Origin of the sequence: Citrobacter sp. R-1.5.2, assembly GCF_035064245.1 — a bacterium.
Taxonomy (GTDB): Bacteria; Pseudomonadota; Gammaproteobacteria; order Enterobacterales; family Enterobacteriaceae; genus Citrobacter.
The window spans coordinates 1-14,127 of the sequence record NZ_JASEYC010000006.1 but is presented as its reverse complement, the minus strand read 5'-3'; the positions used below and the strand labels follow the sequence as shown (position 1 = coordinate 14,127).

Sequence of the window (14,127 nt, the reverse complement as noted above, 5' to 3'; positions counted from 1 at the left end):
CCATCCGGCATCACAGGCTTAAAACGTTTCCCAGTTATCACCGGCATCCGCTACCGCGGCTTTGCGTGGCTGTACGGTTGCTGGCGCGGGTTTTGCGGTCGCGACATCGCGAGCACGCTGTTGATCATGCTGAATACGGAACACCGCAACGGCCTGAGTCAGACGGCTGGCCTGTTCTTCCAATGCGGCAGCGGCAGCAGCGGATTCTTCCACCAGCGAGGCGTTCTGCTGCGTCACGCGATCCATCTCAGCAACGGCCAGGCCCACCTGGTCGATACCACGGCTCTGTTCATCAGAAGCCGAAGCGATTTCACCCATGATATCGGTCACACGGGTCACCGCATTAACGATCTCATCCATGGTTTCACCGGCGCTTTCTACCAGTGTTGAACCCACATCGACACGACTTACTGAATCTTCAATCAGGCTTTTGATTTCGCGGGCAGCCTGCGCACTGCGCTGGGCCAGGTTACGGACTTCACCCGCCACCACCGCAAACCCACGTCCCTGCTCACCTGCACGCGCAGCTTCTACTGCCGCGTTCAACGCCAGGATGTTGGTCTGGAAGGCAATGCCGTCGATCACGCTGATAATATCGGCAATTTTCTGCGAACTGGAAGCGATATCACGCATGGTTTGCACCACGTTATCCACCACTTTTCCGCCTTTCTGCGCCGTTTCTGAGGCACTCAGCGCAAGATGGCTGGCCTGACGGGCGTTTTCGGCGTTCTGCTTCACGGTGGCCGTCAGCTGTTCCATGCTGGCCGCGGTTTCTTCCAGAGATGCAGCCTGCTGCTCGGTACGTGAAGAGAGATCGTTGTTACCCATCGCAATCTCGCTGGCACCGCTATAGATAGCGTTAGCGCCATTACGCACATCACCCACGGTGTTCATCAGCTCACCCTGCATATGACGCAGGCTTTCTGCCAGTTGCCCAATCTCGTTGGACCCTTCCACATCAATACGCTTTACCAGATCGCCGCTGGCGATATGGCGAATGCTGTCAATCAGACGGTTCATCGGAGAAATAAGAGAAAGTTTAATACCGAACCAGACCGCGACAATCGCCGCCAGCACGGTAATCAGCACGCACGCCAGTACCCACATCGCCTGGCTGTAAGAGCTGTTGTTATCTTCAACCGCGATGTCATACAGACGGTCATTCTGCTGCATGTAATTGACATACTGCTTCTCAAAACCATCCTGATAGCTTTGCGTCGGTTGATCAAAGAATGCGTTGATCTTCCCTTCACCCAACAGTTGGATCAGCTCCGCCAGCGCACCATGGTAGATGTCATAGGTGCGGTTGATCTCCTGGAAAGCGGCTTCACTTTGACGCGGGTCACGCGGGAGAGACTCATAGACCGCCCAGTTTTTTTCCGTCAGTTTCAGCGCCGTGCTCGCTACCTGCATCAGTTCAGCAACGGTCGCACCGCTGCCGATATTGCTCTGATCCATCATGTAGCGAATACCCGCCCGGTTAAGGGTGTTTCGCGTTTGCAGCAGTTCAACCCAGGTGGCATTCAGCGCAGACTGCTGCTGGCGAATGGTTTGCAGAACGGTAAAGTTCTCTTTGTCATTCTTAAGTGAGTTAAAGAACAACCCGCCCGAGGCCAGTTGTAAAACGCCAAATAGCGCCAATACCAGCAGTAAGCTGGTAACAATCTTCATTCGTTTTAACATGTTTTCTCTTTCCGCTAGACAGATGTCAGAATTTTCGGCCTGGAAAGGGAAAACTTTATGGAATTCGTGCTAACTGAATCGATCTCAGCATCGACGATTCGTCGATGTCCGCAGTCAACCCAGGATCTAAAGGCGTTTATCAGTGATCTCAATCACATAATTATCCCCACTCACCAGCACCAGGAACCGCTCACTGACACTTGGGACCGCTTAAGCTGACATACAACCACTCACTTATTTACCTTACTTTACGCGCGTAACTCTCTGGCAAGATCCTCCCAACATAGCAGTCAACTTATCTCCTCAAACACACAATCAACCCCCCAGCGGCCTCGGCCAATTATTAGGTTTTACTATGGATACGAAAAAGATATTCAAGCACATACCCTGGGTAATTCTCGGCATCATCGGTGCATTCTGCCTCTCGGTAGTGGCATTACGTCGGGGTGAACACATCAGCGCCCTGTGGATCGTGGTCGCCTCTGTTTCCGTTTATCTGGTGGCCTATCGTTACTACAGTCTCTACATCGCTCAAAAGGTGATGAAACTTGACCCGACGCGTGCCACGCCGGCGGTCATCAACAATGATGGTCTGAACTACGTACCAACCAACCGTAACGTGTTGTTCGGTCACCACTTTGCTGCTATCGCAGGTGCAGGTCCGCTGGTTGGGCCGGTACTGGCCGCGCAGATGGGCTACCTGCCCGGTACGCTGTGGCTGCTGGCCGGCGTGGTACTGGCTGGTGCGGTGCAGGACTTCATGGTGCTGTTTATCTCTTCCCGCCGTAACGGCGCCTCTCTGGGCGAGATGATCAAAGAAGAGATGGGCCCGGTACCGGGAACCATTGCGCTGTTCGGCTGCTTCTTAATCATGATCATCATCCTCGCGGTACTGGCGTTGATCGTGGTAAAAGCGCTGGCAGAAAGCCCGTGGGGTGTGTTCACCGTCTGCTCAACCGTACCTATCGCGCTATTTATGGGGATCTACATGCGATTCCTGCGCCCAGGACGTGTGGGTGAAGTATCGGTGATTGGTATTGTGCTGCTGGTTGCTTCTATCTACTTCGGCGGTGTGATTGCACACGACCCGTACTGGGGCCCGGCGCTGACCTTTAAAGACACCACCATTACCTTCACCCTGATCGGTTACGCGTTTATCTCCGCGCTGCTGCCGGTATGGCTGATCCTCGCGCCGCGCGACTATCTGGCGACCTTCCTGAAAATTGGCGTTATCGTCGGTCTGGCTGTGGGGATTGTTATCCTCAACCCGGAACTGAAAATGCCGGCAATGACCCAGTATGTTGATGGTACGGGTCCGCTGTGGAAAGGTGCGCTGTTCCCGTTCCTGTTCATCACCATCGCGTGTGGTGCGGTATCTGGCTTCCACGCGCTGATTGCTTCCGGTACCACACCGAAACTGCTGGCCTGTGAAACTGATGCGCGCTTTATCGGTTACGGCGCGATGCTGATGGAATCCTTCGTCGCAATTATGGCACTGGTTGCTGCTTCCATCATCGAACCGGGCCTGTACTTCGCAATGAACACCCCACCTGCGGGCCTTGGCATCACCATGCCGAACCTGCATGAAATGGGGGGTGAAAATGCACCACTGATTATGGCGCAACTGAAAGACGTTACCGCACATGCGGCGGCAACCGTCAGTTCCTGGGGCTTCGTGATTTCGCCTGAGCAGATCCTGCAAACCGCGAAAGACATCGGTGAACCGTCCGTTCTGAACCGCGCAGGTGGCGCACCAACGCTGGCTGTCGGTATTGCTCACGTGTTCCACAAAGTCCTGCCAATGGCTGACATGGGCTTCTGGTACCACTTCGGTATTCTGTTCGAAGCACTGTTCATCCTGACCGCACTGGATGCAGGTACCCGTTCTGGCCGCTTTATGCTGCAGGATTTACTGGGTAACTTCGTGCCGTTCCTGAAGAAAACTGACTCCCTGGTTGCCGGCGTCGTCGGCACTGCGGGCTGCGTAGGCCTGTGGGGCTACCTGCTGTATCAGGGCGTGGTTGACCCATTGGGCGGCGTTAAGAGCCTGTGGCCGCTGTTCGGTATCTCTAACCAAATGCTGGCGGCTGTGGCGCTGGTTCTGGGCACCGTGGTACTGGTTAAAATGCAGCGTACCAAATACATCTGGGTGACCGTGGTTCCGGCAGTATGGCTGCTGATCTGCACCACCTGGGCGCTGGGTCTGAAACTGTTCAGCACCAACCCGCAGATGGAAGGCTTCTTCTTCATGGCGAATCAATACAAAGAGAAGATTGCCAACGGTGGCGAACTGACCGCACAGCAGATTGCCAACATGAACCATATCGTCATCAACAACTACACCAACGCAGGCCTGAGTATTCTGTTCCTGGTGGTGGTGTACAGCATCATTTTCTACGGGTTCCGTACCTGGCAGAAAGCCCGCGCCATCAACGGTCGCTCTGATAAAGAGACACCGTATGTACCGGTGCCGGAAGGCGGCGTGAAGACCTCTTCACACCACTAAACTGAAGCCGGGTGGCGCACGCTTACCCGGCCTACAAAATGCACTTAACGTAGGCCGGATAAGGCGTAAGCCGCCATCCGGCTTTATTCATTAACAGGACGATAGAATGTTTGGTACTTTAGGTCAGGCAAAGAAGTATCTCGGTCAGGCGGCGAAGATGCTGATTGGCATTCCGGACTACGACAACTACGTCGAACACATGAAGACCAATCATCCCGATAAGCCGTACATGACCTACGAAGAATTCTTCCGCGAGCGCCAGGAAGCCCGCTACGGTAGCGGCGGAAGCAGTTGCTGTTAGAAGGAGAAGTGAATGACCCCGATTGCAGTTACCCTACTCACCGGTTTTCTTGGCGCGGGTAAAACCACCCTGCTGCGCCATATTCTCAACGAGCAGCACGGTTACAAGATTGCCGTGATCGAAAACGAATTCGGCGAAGTCTCGGTGGACGATCAATTGATTGGTGACCGCGCCACACAGATCAAAACCCTGACTAACGGCTGCATTTGCTGTACCCGCTCCAGTGAGCTGGAAGACGCGCTGTTAGACCTGCTCGACAACCTCGACAAAGGCGCGATCAATTTTGACCGTCTGGTTATTGAATGCACCGGCATGGCCGATCCCGGCCCGATTATTCAGACCTTTTTCTCCCATGAAGTGATTTGCGAACGCTACCTGCTGGACGGCGTGATTGCGCTGGTTGACGCGGTACATGCCGACGAGCAGATGAACCAGTTCACCATCGCCCAGTCGCAGGTCGGCTACGCCGATCGCATCCTGCTGACCAAAACCGACATCGCCGGTGAAAGCGAAAAACTACGCGAGCGCCTGGCGCGCATCAACGCCCGCGCCCCGGTGTATACCGTCACGCATGGCGATATCGACCTTTCGCTACTGTTCGATACCAACGGTTTTATGCTGGAAGAGAACATGGTCAGCGCCAAACCGCGCTTCCACTTTATCGCCGACAAGCAAAACGATATCTCCTCGATCGTCGTCGAGCTGGATTACCCGGTAAACATCAGCGACGTGTCGCGAGTGATGGAAAACCTGCTGCTGGAATCCGCCGAGAAGCTGCTGCGCTACAAAGGCATGCTGTGGATTGACGGCGAACCGAATCGCCTGCTGTTCCAGGGCGTCCAGCGCCTGTACAGCGCCGACTGGGACCGCCCGTGGGGCGACGAACAGCCGCACAGCCAGCTGGTGTTTATCGGTATTAATCTGCCGGAAGACGAGATCCAAGCCGCGTTTGCGGGATTGAAGAAGTAACCCCCTGCTGAATTGCCCGGTGGCGCTACGCTTACCGGGCCTACAAATGGCACTTTCCCGTAGGCCGGATCAGGCGCAGCCGCCATCCGGCATATCTCCCCAACCGTTTATCGCATTCTTGCAGAGCGAGAATGCTGTTTTTCCTCTCTCCAAAAAACATTCATTAAAATGATCTTTAGCGGTAAATGATCACTATAAATTATAAAAATTCGTTATAAATGATCAACTTACAAATTTCTGGTAAAAAGGAGACTATCCACTCGAAGAAAAAATAAGCCTCTTCACAGAGGCCTGGACAGTATTTATGACATCAGGAAATTTCACCCAGACGGCCGCTTTTCTTTGGTCGGTCGCCGACCTGCTGCGCGGCGATTTTAAACAATCACAATATGGCCGCATTATTCTCCCCTTCACCCTGCTGCGCCGACTGGAGTGTGTACTCGAAGACAGCAAAGAGGCCGTACTTGCTCAGGCAGAAAAAATTAAAGCACTCAATTTGCCGGAAGAAGCGCAAGAGAAGATGCTCCTGCGCGCCGCAGATGGCCTGACGTTCTTTAACACCTCGCCAATGGACCTCAGCAAGATGGGGCAAAACGGCATCAAGGCCAATCTGGAGAAATATGTTCAGTCCTTCTCCACCGATGCCCGTGAGATTTTCGATCACTTCAAGTTCAGCGAGTTTGTCAGTCAACTGGAAGAAGCCAATCTGCTGTATAAGGTGGTGCAGAAGTTTGCGACGGTGGATTTAAGCCCGAACGCCATTTCCAACCATGAAATGGGTCTGGTGTTTGAAGAGTTAATCCGCCGCTTTGCCGAAGGGTCTAACGAAACCGCCGGCGAACACTTCACGCCGCGTGATATCGTACGCCTGACCACTTCACTGGTTTTCATCGGCGACGACGACGCGCTCACCAAAGACGGTATTATCCGCACCATCTACGACCCAACGGCGGGAACTGGCGGCTTTCTCTCCTCCGGGATGGAATATCTGCACGAACTCAACCCCAATGCGGTGATGCGCGCTTTTGGCCAGGAGCTAAACCCGGAATCGTACGCTATCTGTAAGGCCGATATGTTGATCAAAGGCCAGGACGTCAGCCGCATCAAGCTCGGCAATACGCTTTCAAACGATCAGTTACCCGCCGAGAAATTCGATTACATGCTCTCCAACCCGCCGTTTGGTGTGGACTGGAAAAAGATCGAAGGCGAGATCGGCGACGAGCATGCACAGAAAGGTTTTGACGGACGCTTTGGCCCCGGCCTGCCGCGCGTCTCCGATGGATCCTTACTGTTCCTGCTGCATTTGATCAGCAAAATGCGCGATGCCCACAGCGGCGGCGGGCGCATCGGCATCATCCTCAACGGCTCCCCGCTATTTACCGGCGGCGCGGGCAGCGGCGAAAGCGAAATCCGCCGTTATATCCTCGAAGCCGATCTGCTGGAAGGCATCATCGCCCTGCCAACGGATATGTTCTACAACACAGGTATCGCCACCTACGTGTGGATCCTCTCCAACAAGAAAGCGCCAGAGCGCAAAGGCAAAGTCCAGCTTATTGATGGCAGCAACCTGTGCGGCAAAATGCGCAAGTCGCTGGGTTCAAAGCGTAATCTGATGGGGGAAGACGATATCCGGCTCATCACCCGAACCTTCGGCGATTTTGAGGCGATAGAGACCACCACGCTGGAAGCGCTGGGGCTGGAGAAAGCGCCGGAGCAAAAATCCAGCCGCGGTCGTCAGGCCACCACCGCGAAAAGCGAAGCGCCGAAAACCTTCGCCAGCAAACTCTTCAGCAGCACCGATTTTGGCTACCGCCGCTTAACCATTGAGCGCCCGCTGCGCCTGTCGGCACAAATTACCGATGAGGCCATTGCCGCATTACGCTTTGCGCCGAAGCCGTTTAACGCGCCGATGGAATGCCTGTTTGACGCATTTGCCACCCACTGGCAGACAGATAGTTACGGTGATTTCTCTACGTTAGAAGCCGAAGCCCGCGCCATAATCAAAGCCGAGTTTGCCGAGCTGAAAGAGAAGCAAATCAAAGACCTGCTCGACAGCAAGCTGTGGCTGGCGCAGCGCGGATTAATGGAAAAAGCCCGACATATTCAGGCCGCGTTTGGCGATAAGCCTGGCGGCATTTCCGGCGTCAGCGATGACTTTAATCAGTTCCAGACAGACTTAAAAAGCGCGCTGAAAACCGCCGGCGTGAAGCTGGATGCCAAAGAGAACAAGCAGTTTATCGACGCGGTAACCCGCAAAAACCCGGACGCCGCGCCGGTGGTGAAGAAGGTATTAAAAGAAGACGCCCAGCCGCTGTACGGCGCGTTTGCCTATCGCGGGCAGGTGGTGGAGTTTGAGCAGGACGGCGATCTGCGTGATAACGAAAACGTGCCGCTCAATCCCACCGTTTCTACCAGCGATTTGATCGAGAGCTACGTCAAAGCGGAAGTGCTGCCGCACGTGGCGGATGCGTGGATCAATGCCGATAAGCGCGATGCGATTGATGGCGAGATCGGCATTGTCGGTTACGAGATCCCATTTAATCGTCATTTCTATGTGTATACGCCGCCGCGATCGCTGGAAGAGATTGATGCTAACCTGGATGCGGTAAGCGCCGAGATTATGCAGCTGCTGCGGGAGGTACACTCCTGATGGCTAAGTATAAGACGTATCCGGAGTATAAGGATTCTGGGGTGGAGTGGTTGGGGGAGATACCAACACATTGGGTAGTTTGTAGATTAAAAAATCTAGCAACCATAAAGAATGGCCAAGATTATAAATCTGTTCAGGTAGAAGATGGCTATCCTGTTATTGGTTCAGGTGGACAATTTACGTTTGCTTCCAAATTTATGTATGACAAGCCATCTGTATTGCTAGGACGCAAAGGGACTATTGATAAACCATTATATATAAATAAGCCGTTCTGGACAGTAGATACAATGTACTACACTGAATTAAATAAAGGTGTGGATGCAAAGTATCTTTACTACCTAGCCCTAACGATACAATTTTCTCGTTATTCAACAAATACAGCTCTGCCTAGTATGACACAGGAACATTTAAGTAATTATAAATTTTCAATACCACGAGTGGAATCTGAACGTAGAGGGATCATTGATTTTTTACATCACGAAACTGCAAAAATCGACATCCTGATCGAAAAACAGCAACAACTCATTGAGCTACTAAAAGAAAAACGTCAGGCAGTGATTAGCCATGCGGTGACCAAAGGGCTAAATCCTGATGTGCAGATGAAAGATTCGGGTATTGAGTGGCTGGGCGCTATCCCGCGAAATTGGAATTGCGTAGCTATAAAAAACATATGCAAGATAGTTAACGGCTCAACCCCTAAATCTAGTATTGAGGAATATTGGGATGGTGATATAGATTGGTTTACACCAACGGATCTGAGTCACAAAGAGACTATACAAGTTAATGATAGTCTGAGAAAGATAACTAATTCTGGTTTTTTATCATGTGGTACCACTATGGTCCCAGCAAATACTGTCATTTTATCATCAAGAGCCCCCATTGGTTCCCTTGCGATCACAAAAAAATCTGCATGTACAAATCAAGGGTGTAAGTCATTAGTTACTTTCAGTGCTCAATTAAGTAAATACATCTACTATTCTCTTTTAACCTTTAACTCCCCTCTAAATAATCTTGGTAGAGGAAGTACATTTTTAGAGTTATCCTCCGATGACTTAGGTGGGTTTAAAATATCACTTCCAAATGATGATATGGGAGAAATAATAAAATATATCGATATGACAATTTTAAAGATTGATAACTTAATCGAAAAACAACTCCAGCAAATCGCCCTCCTCAAAGAACGCCGCACTGCCCTTATTTCCTCCGCCGTCACCGGCAAAATCGACGTCCGCCACTGGCGCGCTCCAGACGAGCAAACCACAGCCGAAGCGGAGGCCATCCTATGACCCCCGACATTACTCGCGAGATAAACCTGCAAAACGATATCATCCGCCAGATGTCCGCCAACGGCTGGATTGTCGGCAAAAGCGACGGCTACGATCGCGAACGCGCGCTCTACGTACAGGACACGCTGCAATTCGTGCAAACCACCCAGCCGCAGGAGTGGGAAAAATTCGCGAAGGTTTACCCCAATGACACCGAACGTCATTTTCTCGATAACCTGGTCACTCAACTGCAAAAAGCCGACATCAACGCCACCGATATGCTCTCGCGCAGTTGGGGCACGCTCGGCGTACTGCGTCATGGCCTGAAAATCCGCAACGCGCGCTTTTTTCTCTGCCAGTTTAAACCGGAACATACGCTCAACCCGGACACCCTCGCGCGCTATCGGCAGAATCTCTGCCGGATCGTGCCGGAGCTGGTCTACAGTCCGTACGCCAGTGCGCCCCAAAAAAACGATCTGAAGGCCAAACGCTGGCGTATCGATCTGGTGCTGTTTATCAACGGTCTGCCGGTTGCCACGCTGGAGCTGAAATCCGAGTTTAAACAGGCGGTACAGAACGCCATCACCCAGTATAAGAAAACCCGTCTGCCGAAAGACCCGGCTACCAATAAGCCCGAACCGCTGCTTACCTTTAAGCGCGGGGCGCTGGTGCACTTCGCCGTCAGCCAGTTCGACGTCTATATGGCGACCAAACTCGCGGGCGACGACACCTTCTTCCTGCCATTCAATAAAGGCACAAAAGTAGGCGGCGCGGGCAATGACATCCCGGAAGACGCGGGCCGCTATGCGACCGACTATCTGTGGAATGAAGTACTGCAGCCGGATAACCTGCTGAAAATCCTCGCCAGCTTCGTACATCTGCAAATCGAAGAGAAAGAGGACTGGAACGGGCAGAAGTACAAAAAAGAGAGCCTGATCTTCCCGCGCTATCACCAGTGGGATGTAGTCAACAAACTGCTACAGGCCGCGGCGCTCGAGGGGACCGGTAACAAATATCTGATCCAGCACAGCGCCGGTTCCGGCAAGTCGAACTCCATCGCCTGGACTGCGCACCAGTTGTCTCGCCTGTATGATGACAGCGGCGAGAAGCGGTTTCACTCGGTTATCGTGGTTACCGATCGCACGGTGCTCGACGATCAGCTGCAGGACACCATCTACCAGTTCGAACATGCCGACGGCGTGGTCGGGCGTATAAATAATAAAGAGGGCGATGGCTCCAAGTCGGAAAAGCTGGGCAGCGCGCTGGAACACTCGCAGCCGATTATTATCGTCACCATCCAGACCTTCCCGTTCGTACTGAAAGCGATTGAAAACAGCGTCAGCCTGAAACAGCGTAAATACGCGGTGATTGCCGATGAAGCGCACTCGTCGCAAAGCGGGTCCACGGCGCGGCAGCTAAAAGAAGTGCTGATGAGTGAAGAGCGGGACGACGACACGGTACTGTCGTCAGAGGACAGCCTCAACGCCACTATTGCCGCGCGTCGCAACAGCGGCAATCTGAACTATTATGCGTTCACCGCCACGCCGAAAGCCAAAACGCTGGAGCTTTTTGGTCGCCTCCCGCACCCAGGCGAACCGGCATCGGCCACCAACAAACCGGCGGCATTCCACGTATACACCATGCGTCAGGCCATTGAGGAAGGCTTTATTCTCGATGTACTGAAAAACTACACCAGCTATAAAGTGGCGTATCAGTTGCTGCAAAAGCTGGAAGATAAAGACCGCGAAGTGGACAGCAACCGGGCCAAAGTCAGGCTAAACCAATGGGTCACGCTGCACGATTACAACGTCTCGCAGAAGGTGAAAGTGATCGTCGAGCACTTTCGCAAGCATGTGATGAACCTGCTCGGCGGGCAGGCAAAAGCGATGGTGGTCACCAGCTCACGCAAGGCGGCGGTACGTTACAAACTGGCATTTGATAAGTACATCGCCGAAAACCGTTATACAAAAATCAGCGCCATGGTGGCGTTTTCCGGCGAAGTCGAGTTTCAGGGGAGCGACCCTAACAGCGACGCATTACTGAACCAGAAGTTCACAGAAGCAAACATGAATCCGGGGCTGAAAGGCCGGGATATGCGCAAAGCGTTCGATAGCGATGATTATCAGGTGATGCTGGTTGCCAATAAATTCCAGACCGGTTTTGACCAGCCTAAGCTGTGCGCCATGTATGTCGATAAAGCCCTCGGCGGCGTTGAGTGCGTCCAGACGCTTTCTCGTCTGAATCGTACCTATCCGGGCAAAGCGGAGTCCGGCACTTTTGTGCTCGATTTTTATAACGAGCCGCAGGATATTCTGGATGCTTTCCAGCCCTATTATCAGACCGCCGAGCTGACCGACGTCAGCGATCCCCAGCAGGTATTTGATCTGTTTGAGAAACTACGTGCCAGCCAGATTTTTCAGTGGAACGAGGTGGATCAGTTCTGTGACGCGTTTTTTACAAAGAATAAATCCAACGCCGCCATCAGTAATATCTGTCGCCCGGCCGTTGAGCGCTGGCAGAAGCGCTACGCCCTCGCTATCGACGCTTATCTGACCGCCAAAGAGATGTTCGAAAGAACCAAAAAAACCGGCGATGTAGTGCTGATCACCAACGCTGAAAACAGCTTCAAAGCCTGCAAGCAGGAAAAAGATCGGCTGGAGATTTTCAAGAAGGATCTCGGCAGCTTTGTGCGTTTTTACGAGTTTATGTCGCAGATCGTCGAATACGATGATAAAGATCTGGAAAAGCTCAGCCTGTTCGCCCGCCATCTACGACCTTTGTTGCACGAACAGCGGCTGGAGGAAGACGAGATCGATCTCAGCAACGTGGAAATGAGCCACTATCGCTTATCGAAGATCCACGAGCAGCATCTGAAATTACAGGAAGATGCTGCAGAATATACGCTCGATCCCAGCAACGACGTGGGTACGGCAAAACCAAAAGACAAGAAAGAGGAATTTCTGTCGCATATTTTGTCGCGCATGAATGAGCTGTTTATCACCGACCATCTGACGGATAAAGATATGCTCAGCAGCGCAATGACCGTGTTTAATAAAATCAGTGAGAATGAAACCGTGATGAAACAAATCAGGAATAACAGTCCCGAGCAGGCGATATTAGGCGATTTTTTCAAGGCGGTGGACGACGCGGTGATGGACAGCGACGAAGCGCGACAAGAATTTATGCTGCAGTATTTATCTAACCCGCAGTGCGCTAAGGGCTTTGCCCGCCTGATGTTTGATATGGCGACGGGTCATTTAACGTTGCCTGCATAATGTGTTGATTATTGCCGGATGGCGCTTTGCTTATCCGGCCTACTTTGTATTTCCCTTCAATATAATTCCCGTATTTATATTTCCAGTTACGCGTTTATTATTGTCTATTTTTAGCTGGCTTTATTTTTATTTACTGGTTATTTTTACAGGTGTTATTTTTCGCAAGGCACCCGTGGTGGAACACGAGCGCCTCGCTAATCACAATCACTATTTCGAAGGAATAGCCATCATGACTACCCCGCATTCTATTGCAGAATTCACCGATCCAGAAGTCTCCCCGGCAAATAACCGTCTGGGCACCGTCACTTATGCGAGTCGTTATCCGGATTACACGCATGTTCCGGCAATTATTATGAAAGGCCAGTGGCTGGAAGCGGCCGGTTTCGCCACCGGCTGCAAATTCGATGTCAGAGTGATGCCCGGCTGCATTGTGCTGACGACAAAGCTGCCGGAGCCGGAAGAGCCCGCGTTATTACAGTCCCTGCATCGGGTGTGCAAGCTGTCCGCGCGTAAACAACAGCAGGTGCAGGAGTTTATCGACGTGATTTCAGCGAGGCCGCGCAAGCAGGGATAACTTCTCAGATGCCAGACGGCGCTCAGGTGTATAAGCGCCGTGTATTGATTGCATTACGGCTCAGGGTGACATCATTTTGTCCTGAGCCATTTACTCAAGACCCTAAGCGATAATCCCAATCATCAGAGTGGACTATATTCCCATCATGATAGTGCCAGGTAATCTTCTTGTAGCGGAACTGGGCAAGTTCAAGATGGGTCTGTTTTTCGTAATAAGTATCTTTAACATCGTGCATCAGTGAAAAAATCGTAACGACTTTCACATCTTCCAGGGTTATCGTAAAATAGACCTCTTCCTGACCAGCATCATTTATTCGATAGAGATCAATAGCCGCTTTCCTTAATGTTTCTCCGGTACTTAATGCTTTATACAAAAGCACACTAGAAGCATCAATTTCCTTTTCAATTAAAAATGGACGATGTTGACGTTTACTCAACACTCTTCCATTATGCAAGTCAGAGTTGTAACTCACATTATGATACAAACCTAAAACCTCGATCTGATTTTCACGGTCTTTTACCATCACACTACCTTTGATAACATTACCAGCATCATCGATTAGTGACATATATCCAGGGATAGCCATTTATAAATCCTTATTAAAGGGAACAGAATTTTCGACAGTATTGATCATGACCGCAATACACCGTTTCCCTTCTGCCGTTTTGATCTTATACATTTCCCTGATGGAGTTAACAAATAGCTTATTCATTTCGTCTTCTGACTGAGGGAAAGAGGCAAATGCACATATCTGCTCAATAGTCAGCAATGGTCTCTTATCGTTGAGAATAGCCAGAACACCGGCTGGATTATGTGGAATGGCTTCAGGGTGATGCTGCCAACTTACTGATTTAGTGTATGATGGTGTTTTTGAGGTGCTCCAGTGGCTTCTGTTTCTATCAGC

9 protein-coding genes and 1 pseudogene are annotated in these 14,127 nt (G+C 51.6%); 7 read left to right on the top strand and 3 right to left on the bottom strand.

Going from position 1 to position 14,127, the window contains the following annotated elements; translation table 11 throughout:
* Positions 1–18: 18 nt before the first annotated feature.
* Complete coding sequence (gene tsr / locus QMN38_RS12505; RefSeq protein WP_271442543.1) at positions 19–1,683, bottom strand: methyl-accepting chemotaxis protein; 1,665 nt, start codon at positions 1,681–1,683, stop codon at positions 19–21.
* A gap of 355 nt (positions 1,684–2,038) precedes the next feature.
* On the opposite strand from tsr, the gene btsT reads away from it, so the two are divergent.
* From btsT to symE, 7 genes are all read left to right on the top strand, one after another.
* The gene (btsT, locus tag QMN38_RS12500) at positions 2,039–4,189 is read left to right on the top strand and encodes a pyruvate/proton symporter BtsT (protein ID WP_271449399.1); all 2,151 of its coding nucleotides are present in this window, start codon (positions 2,039–2,041) and stop codon (positions 4,187–4,189) included.
* Between the two features lie 106 nt (positions 4,190–4,295).
* Positions 4,296–4,490: a YbdD/YjiX family protein gene (locus QMN38_RS12495; protein ID WP_003830038.1), complete on the top strand. Its 195-nt coding sequence runs from the start codon at positions 4,296–4,298 to the stop codon at positions 4,488–4,490.
* 12 nt (positions 4,491–4,502) lie between these two features.
* Positions 4,503–5,459 carry a GTPase gene (gene yjiA / locus QMN38_RS12490; RefSeq protein WP_323605155.1) on the top strand — a complete coding sequence of 319 codons (957 nt, stop codon included), beginning with the start codon at positions 4,503–4,505 and terminating at the stop codon, positions 5,457–5,459.
* A 304-nt stretch (positions 5,460–5,763) separates the two neighbouring features.
* The gene (locus QMN38_RS12485; protein WP_323605154.1) at positions 5,764–8,109 is read left to right on the top strand and encodes a type I restriction-modification system subunit M; all 2,346 of its coding nucleotides are present in this window, start codon (positions 5,764–5,766) and stop codon (positions 8,107–8,109) included.
* Positions 8,109–9,395 carry a restriction endonuclease subunit S gene (locus QMN38_RS12480; RefSeq protein ID WP_323605153.1) on the top strand — a complete coding sequence of 429 codons (1,287 nt, stop codon included), beginning with the start codon at positions 8,109–8,111 and terminating at the stop codon, positions 9,393–9,395. Before QMN38_RS12485 ends, QMN38_RS12480 begins: the two co-directional genes overlap by 1 nt.
* Positions 9,392–12,649 (top strand): type I restriction endonuclease subunit R, encoded by a 3,258-nt coding sequence (locus QMN38_RS12475; protein WP_323605152.1) that lies wholly within the window; start codon positions 9,392–9,394, stop codon positions 12,647–12,649. The genes QMN38_RS12480 and QMN38_RS12475 overlap by 4 nt, the downstream gene beginning before the upstream one ends.
* Positions 12,650–12,878: 229 nt before the next feature.
* Positions 12,879–13,223 (top strand): endoribonuclease SymE, encoded by a 345-nt coding sequence (gene symE / locus QMN38_RS12470; RefSeq protein WP_323605151.1) that lies wholly within the window; start codon positions 12,879–12,881, stop codon positions 13,221–13,223.
* Positions 13,224–13,317: 94 nt separating this feature from the next.
* On the opposite strand, the gene tssD is transcribed toward symE, so the two are convergent.
* Positions 13,318–13,809, bottom strand: coding sequence for a type VI secretion system tube protein TssD (gene tssD, locus QMN38_RS12465; protein ID WP_271455205.1), 492 nt, complete (start codon positions 13,807–13,809; stop codon positions 13,318–13,320).
* Positions 13,810–14,127: pseudogene (locus QMN38_RS12460) on the bottom strand (hypothetical protein); the annotation flags it as partial.

What these genes read in the sequence shown, in the direction of transcription:
- tsr (WP_271442543.1), bottom strand. Translation starts at nt 1,683, where the DNA reads ATGTTAAAACGAATGAAGATTGTTACCAGCTTACTGCTGGTATTGGCG.
- btsT (WP_271449399.1), top strand. Translation starts at nt 2,039, where the DNA reads ATGGATACGAAAAAGATATTCAAGCACATACCCTGGGTAATTCTCGGC.
- QMN38_RS12495 (WP_003830038.1), top strand. Translation starts at nt 4,296, where the DNA reads ATGTTTGGTACTTTAGGTCAGGCAAAGAAGTATCTCGGTCAGGCGGCG.
- yjiA (WP_323605155.1), top strand. Translation starts at nt 4,503, where the DNA reads ATGACCCCGATTGCAGTTACCCTACTCACCGGTTTTCTTGGCGCGGGT.
- QMN38_RS12485 (WP_323605154.1), top strand. Translation starts at nt 5,764, where the DNA reads ATGACATCAGGAAATTTCACCCAGACGGCCGCTTTTCTTTGGTCGGTC.
- QMN38_RS12480 (WP_323605153.1), top strand. Translation starts at nt 8,109, where the DNA reads ATGGCTAAGTATAAGACGTATCCGGAGTATAAGGATTCTGGGGTGGAG.
- QMN38_RS12475 (WP_323605152.1), top strand. Translation starts at nt 9,392, where the DNA reads ATGACCCCCGACATTACTCGCGAGATAAACCTGCAAAACGATATCATC.
- symE (WP_323605151.1), top strand. Translation starts at nt 12,879, where the DNA reads ATGACTACCCCGCATTCTATTGCAGAATTCACCGATCCAGAAGTCTCC.
- tssD (WP_271455205.1), bottom strand. Translation starts at nt 13,809, where the DNA reads ATGGCTATCCCTGGATATATGTCACTAATCGATGATGCTGGTAATGTT.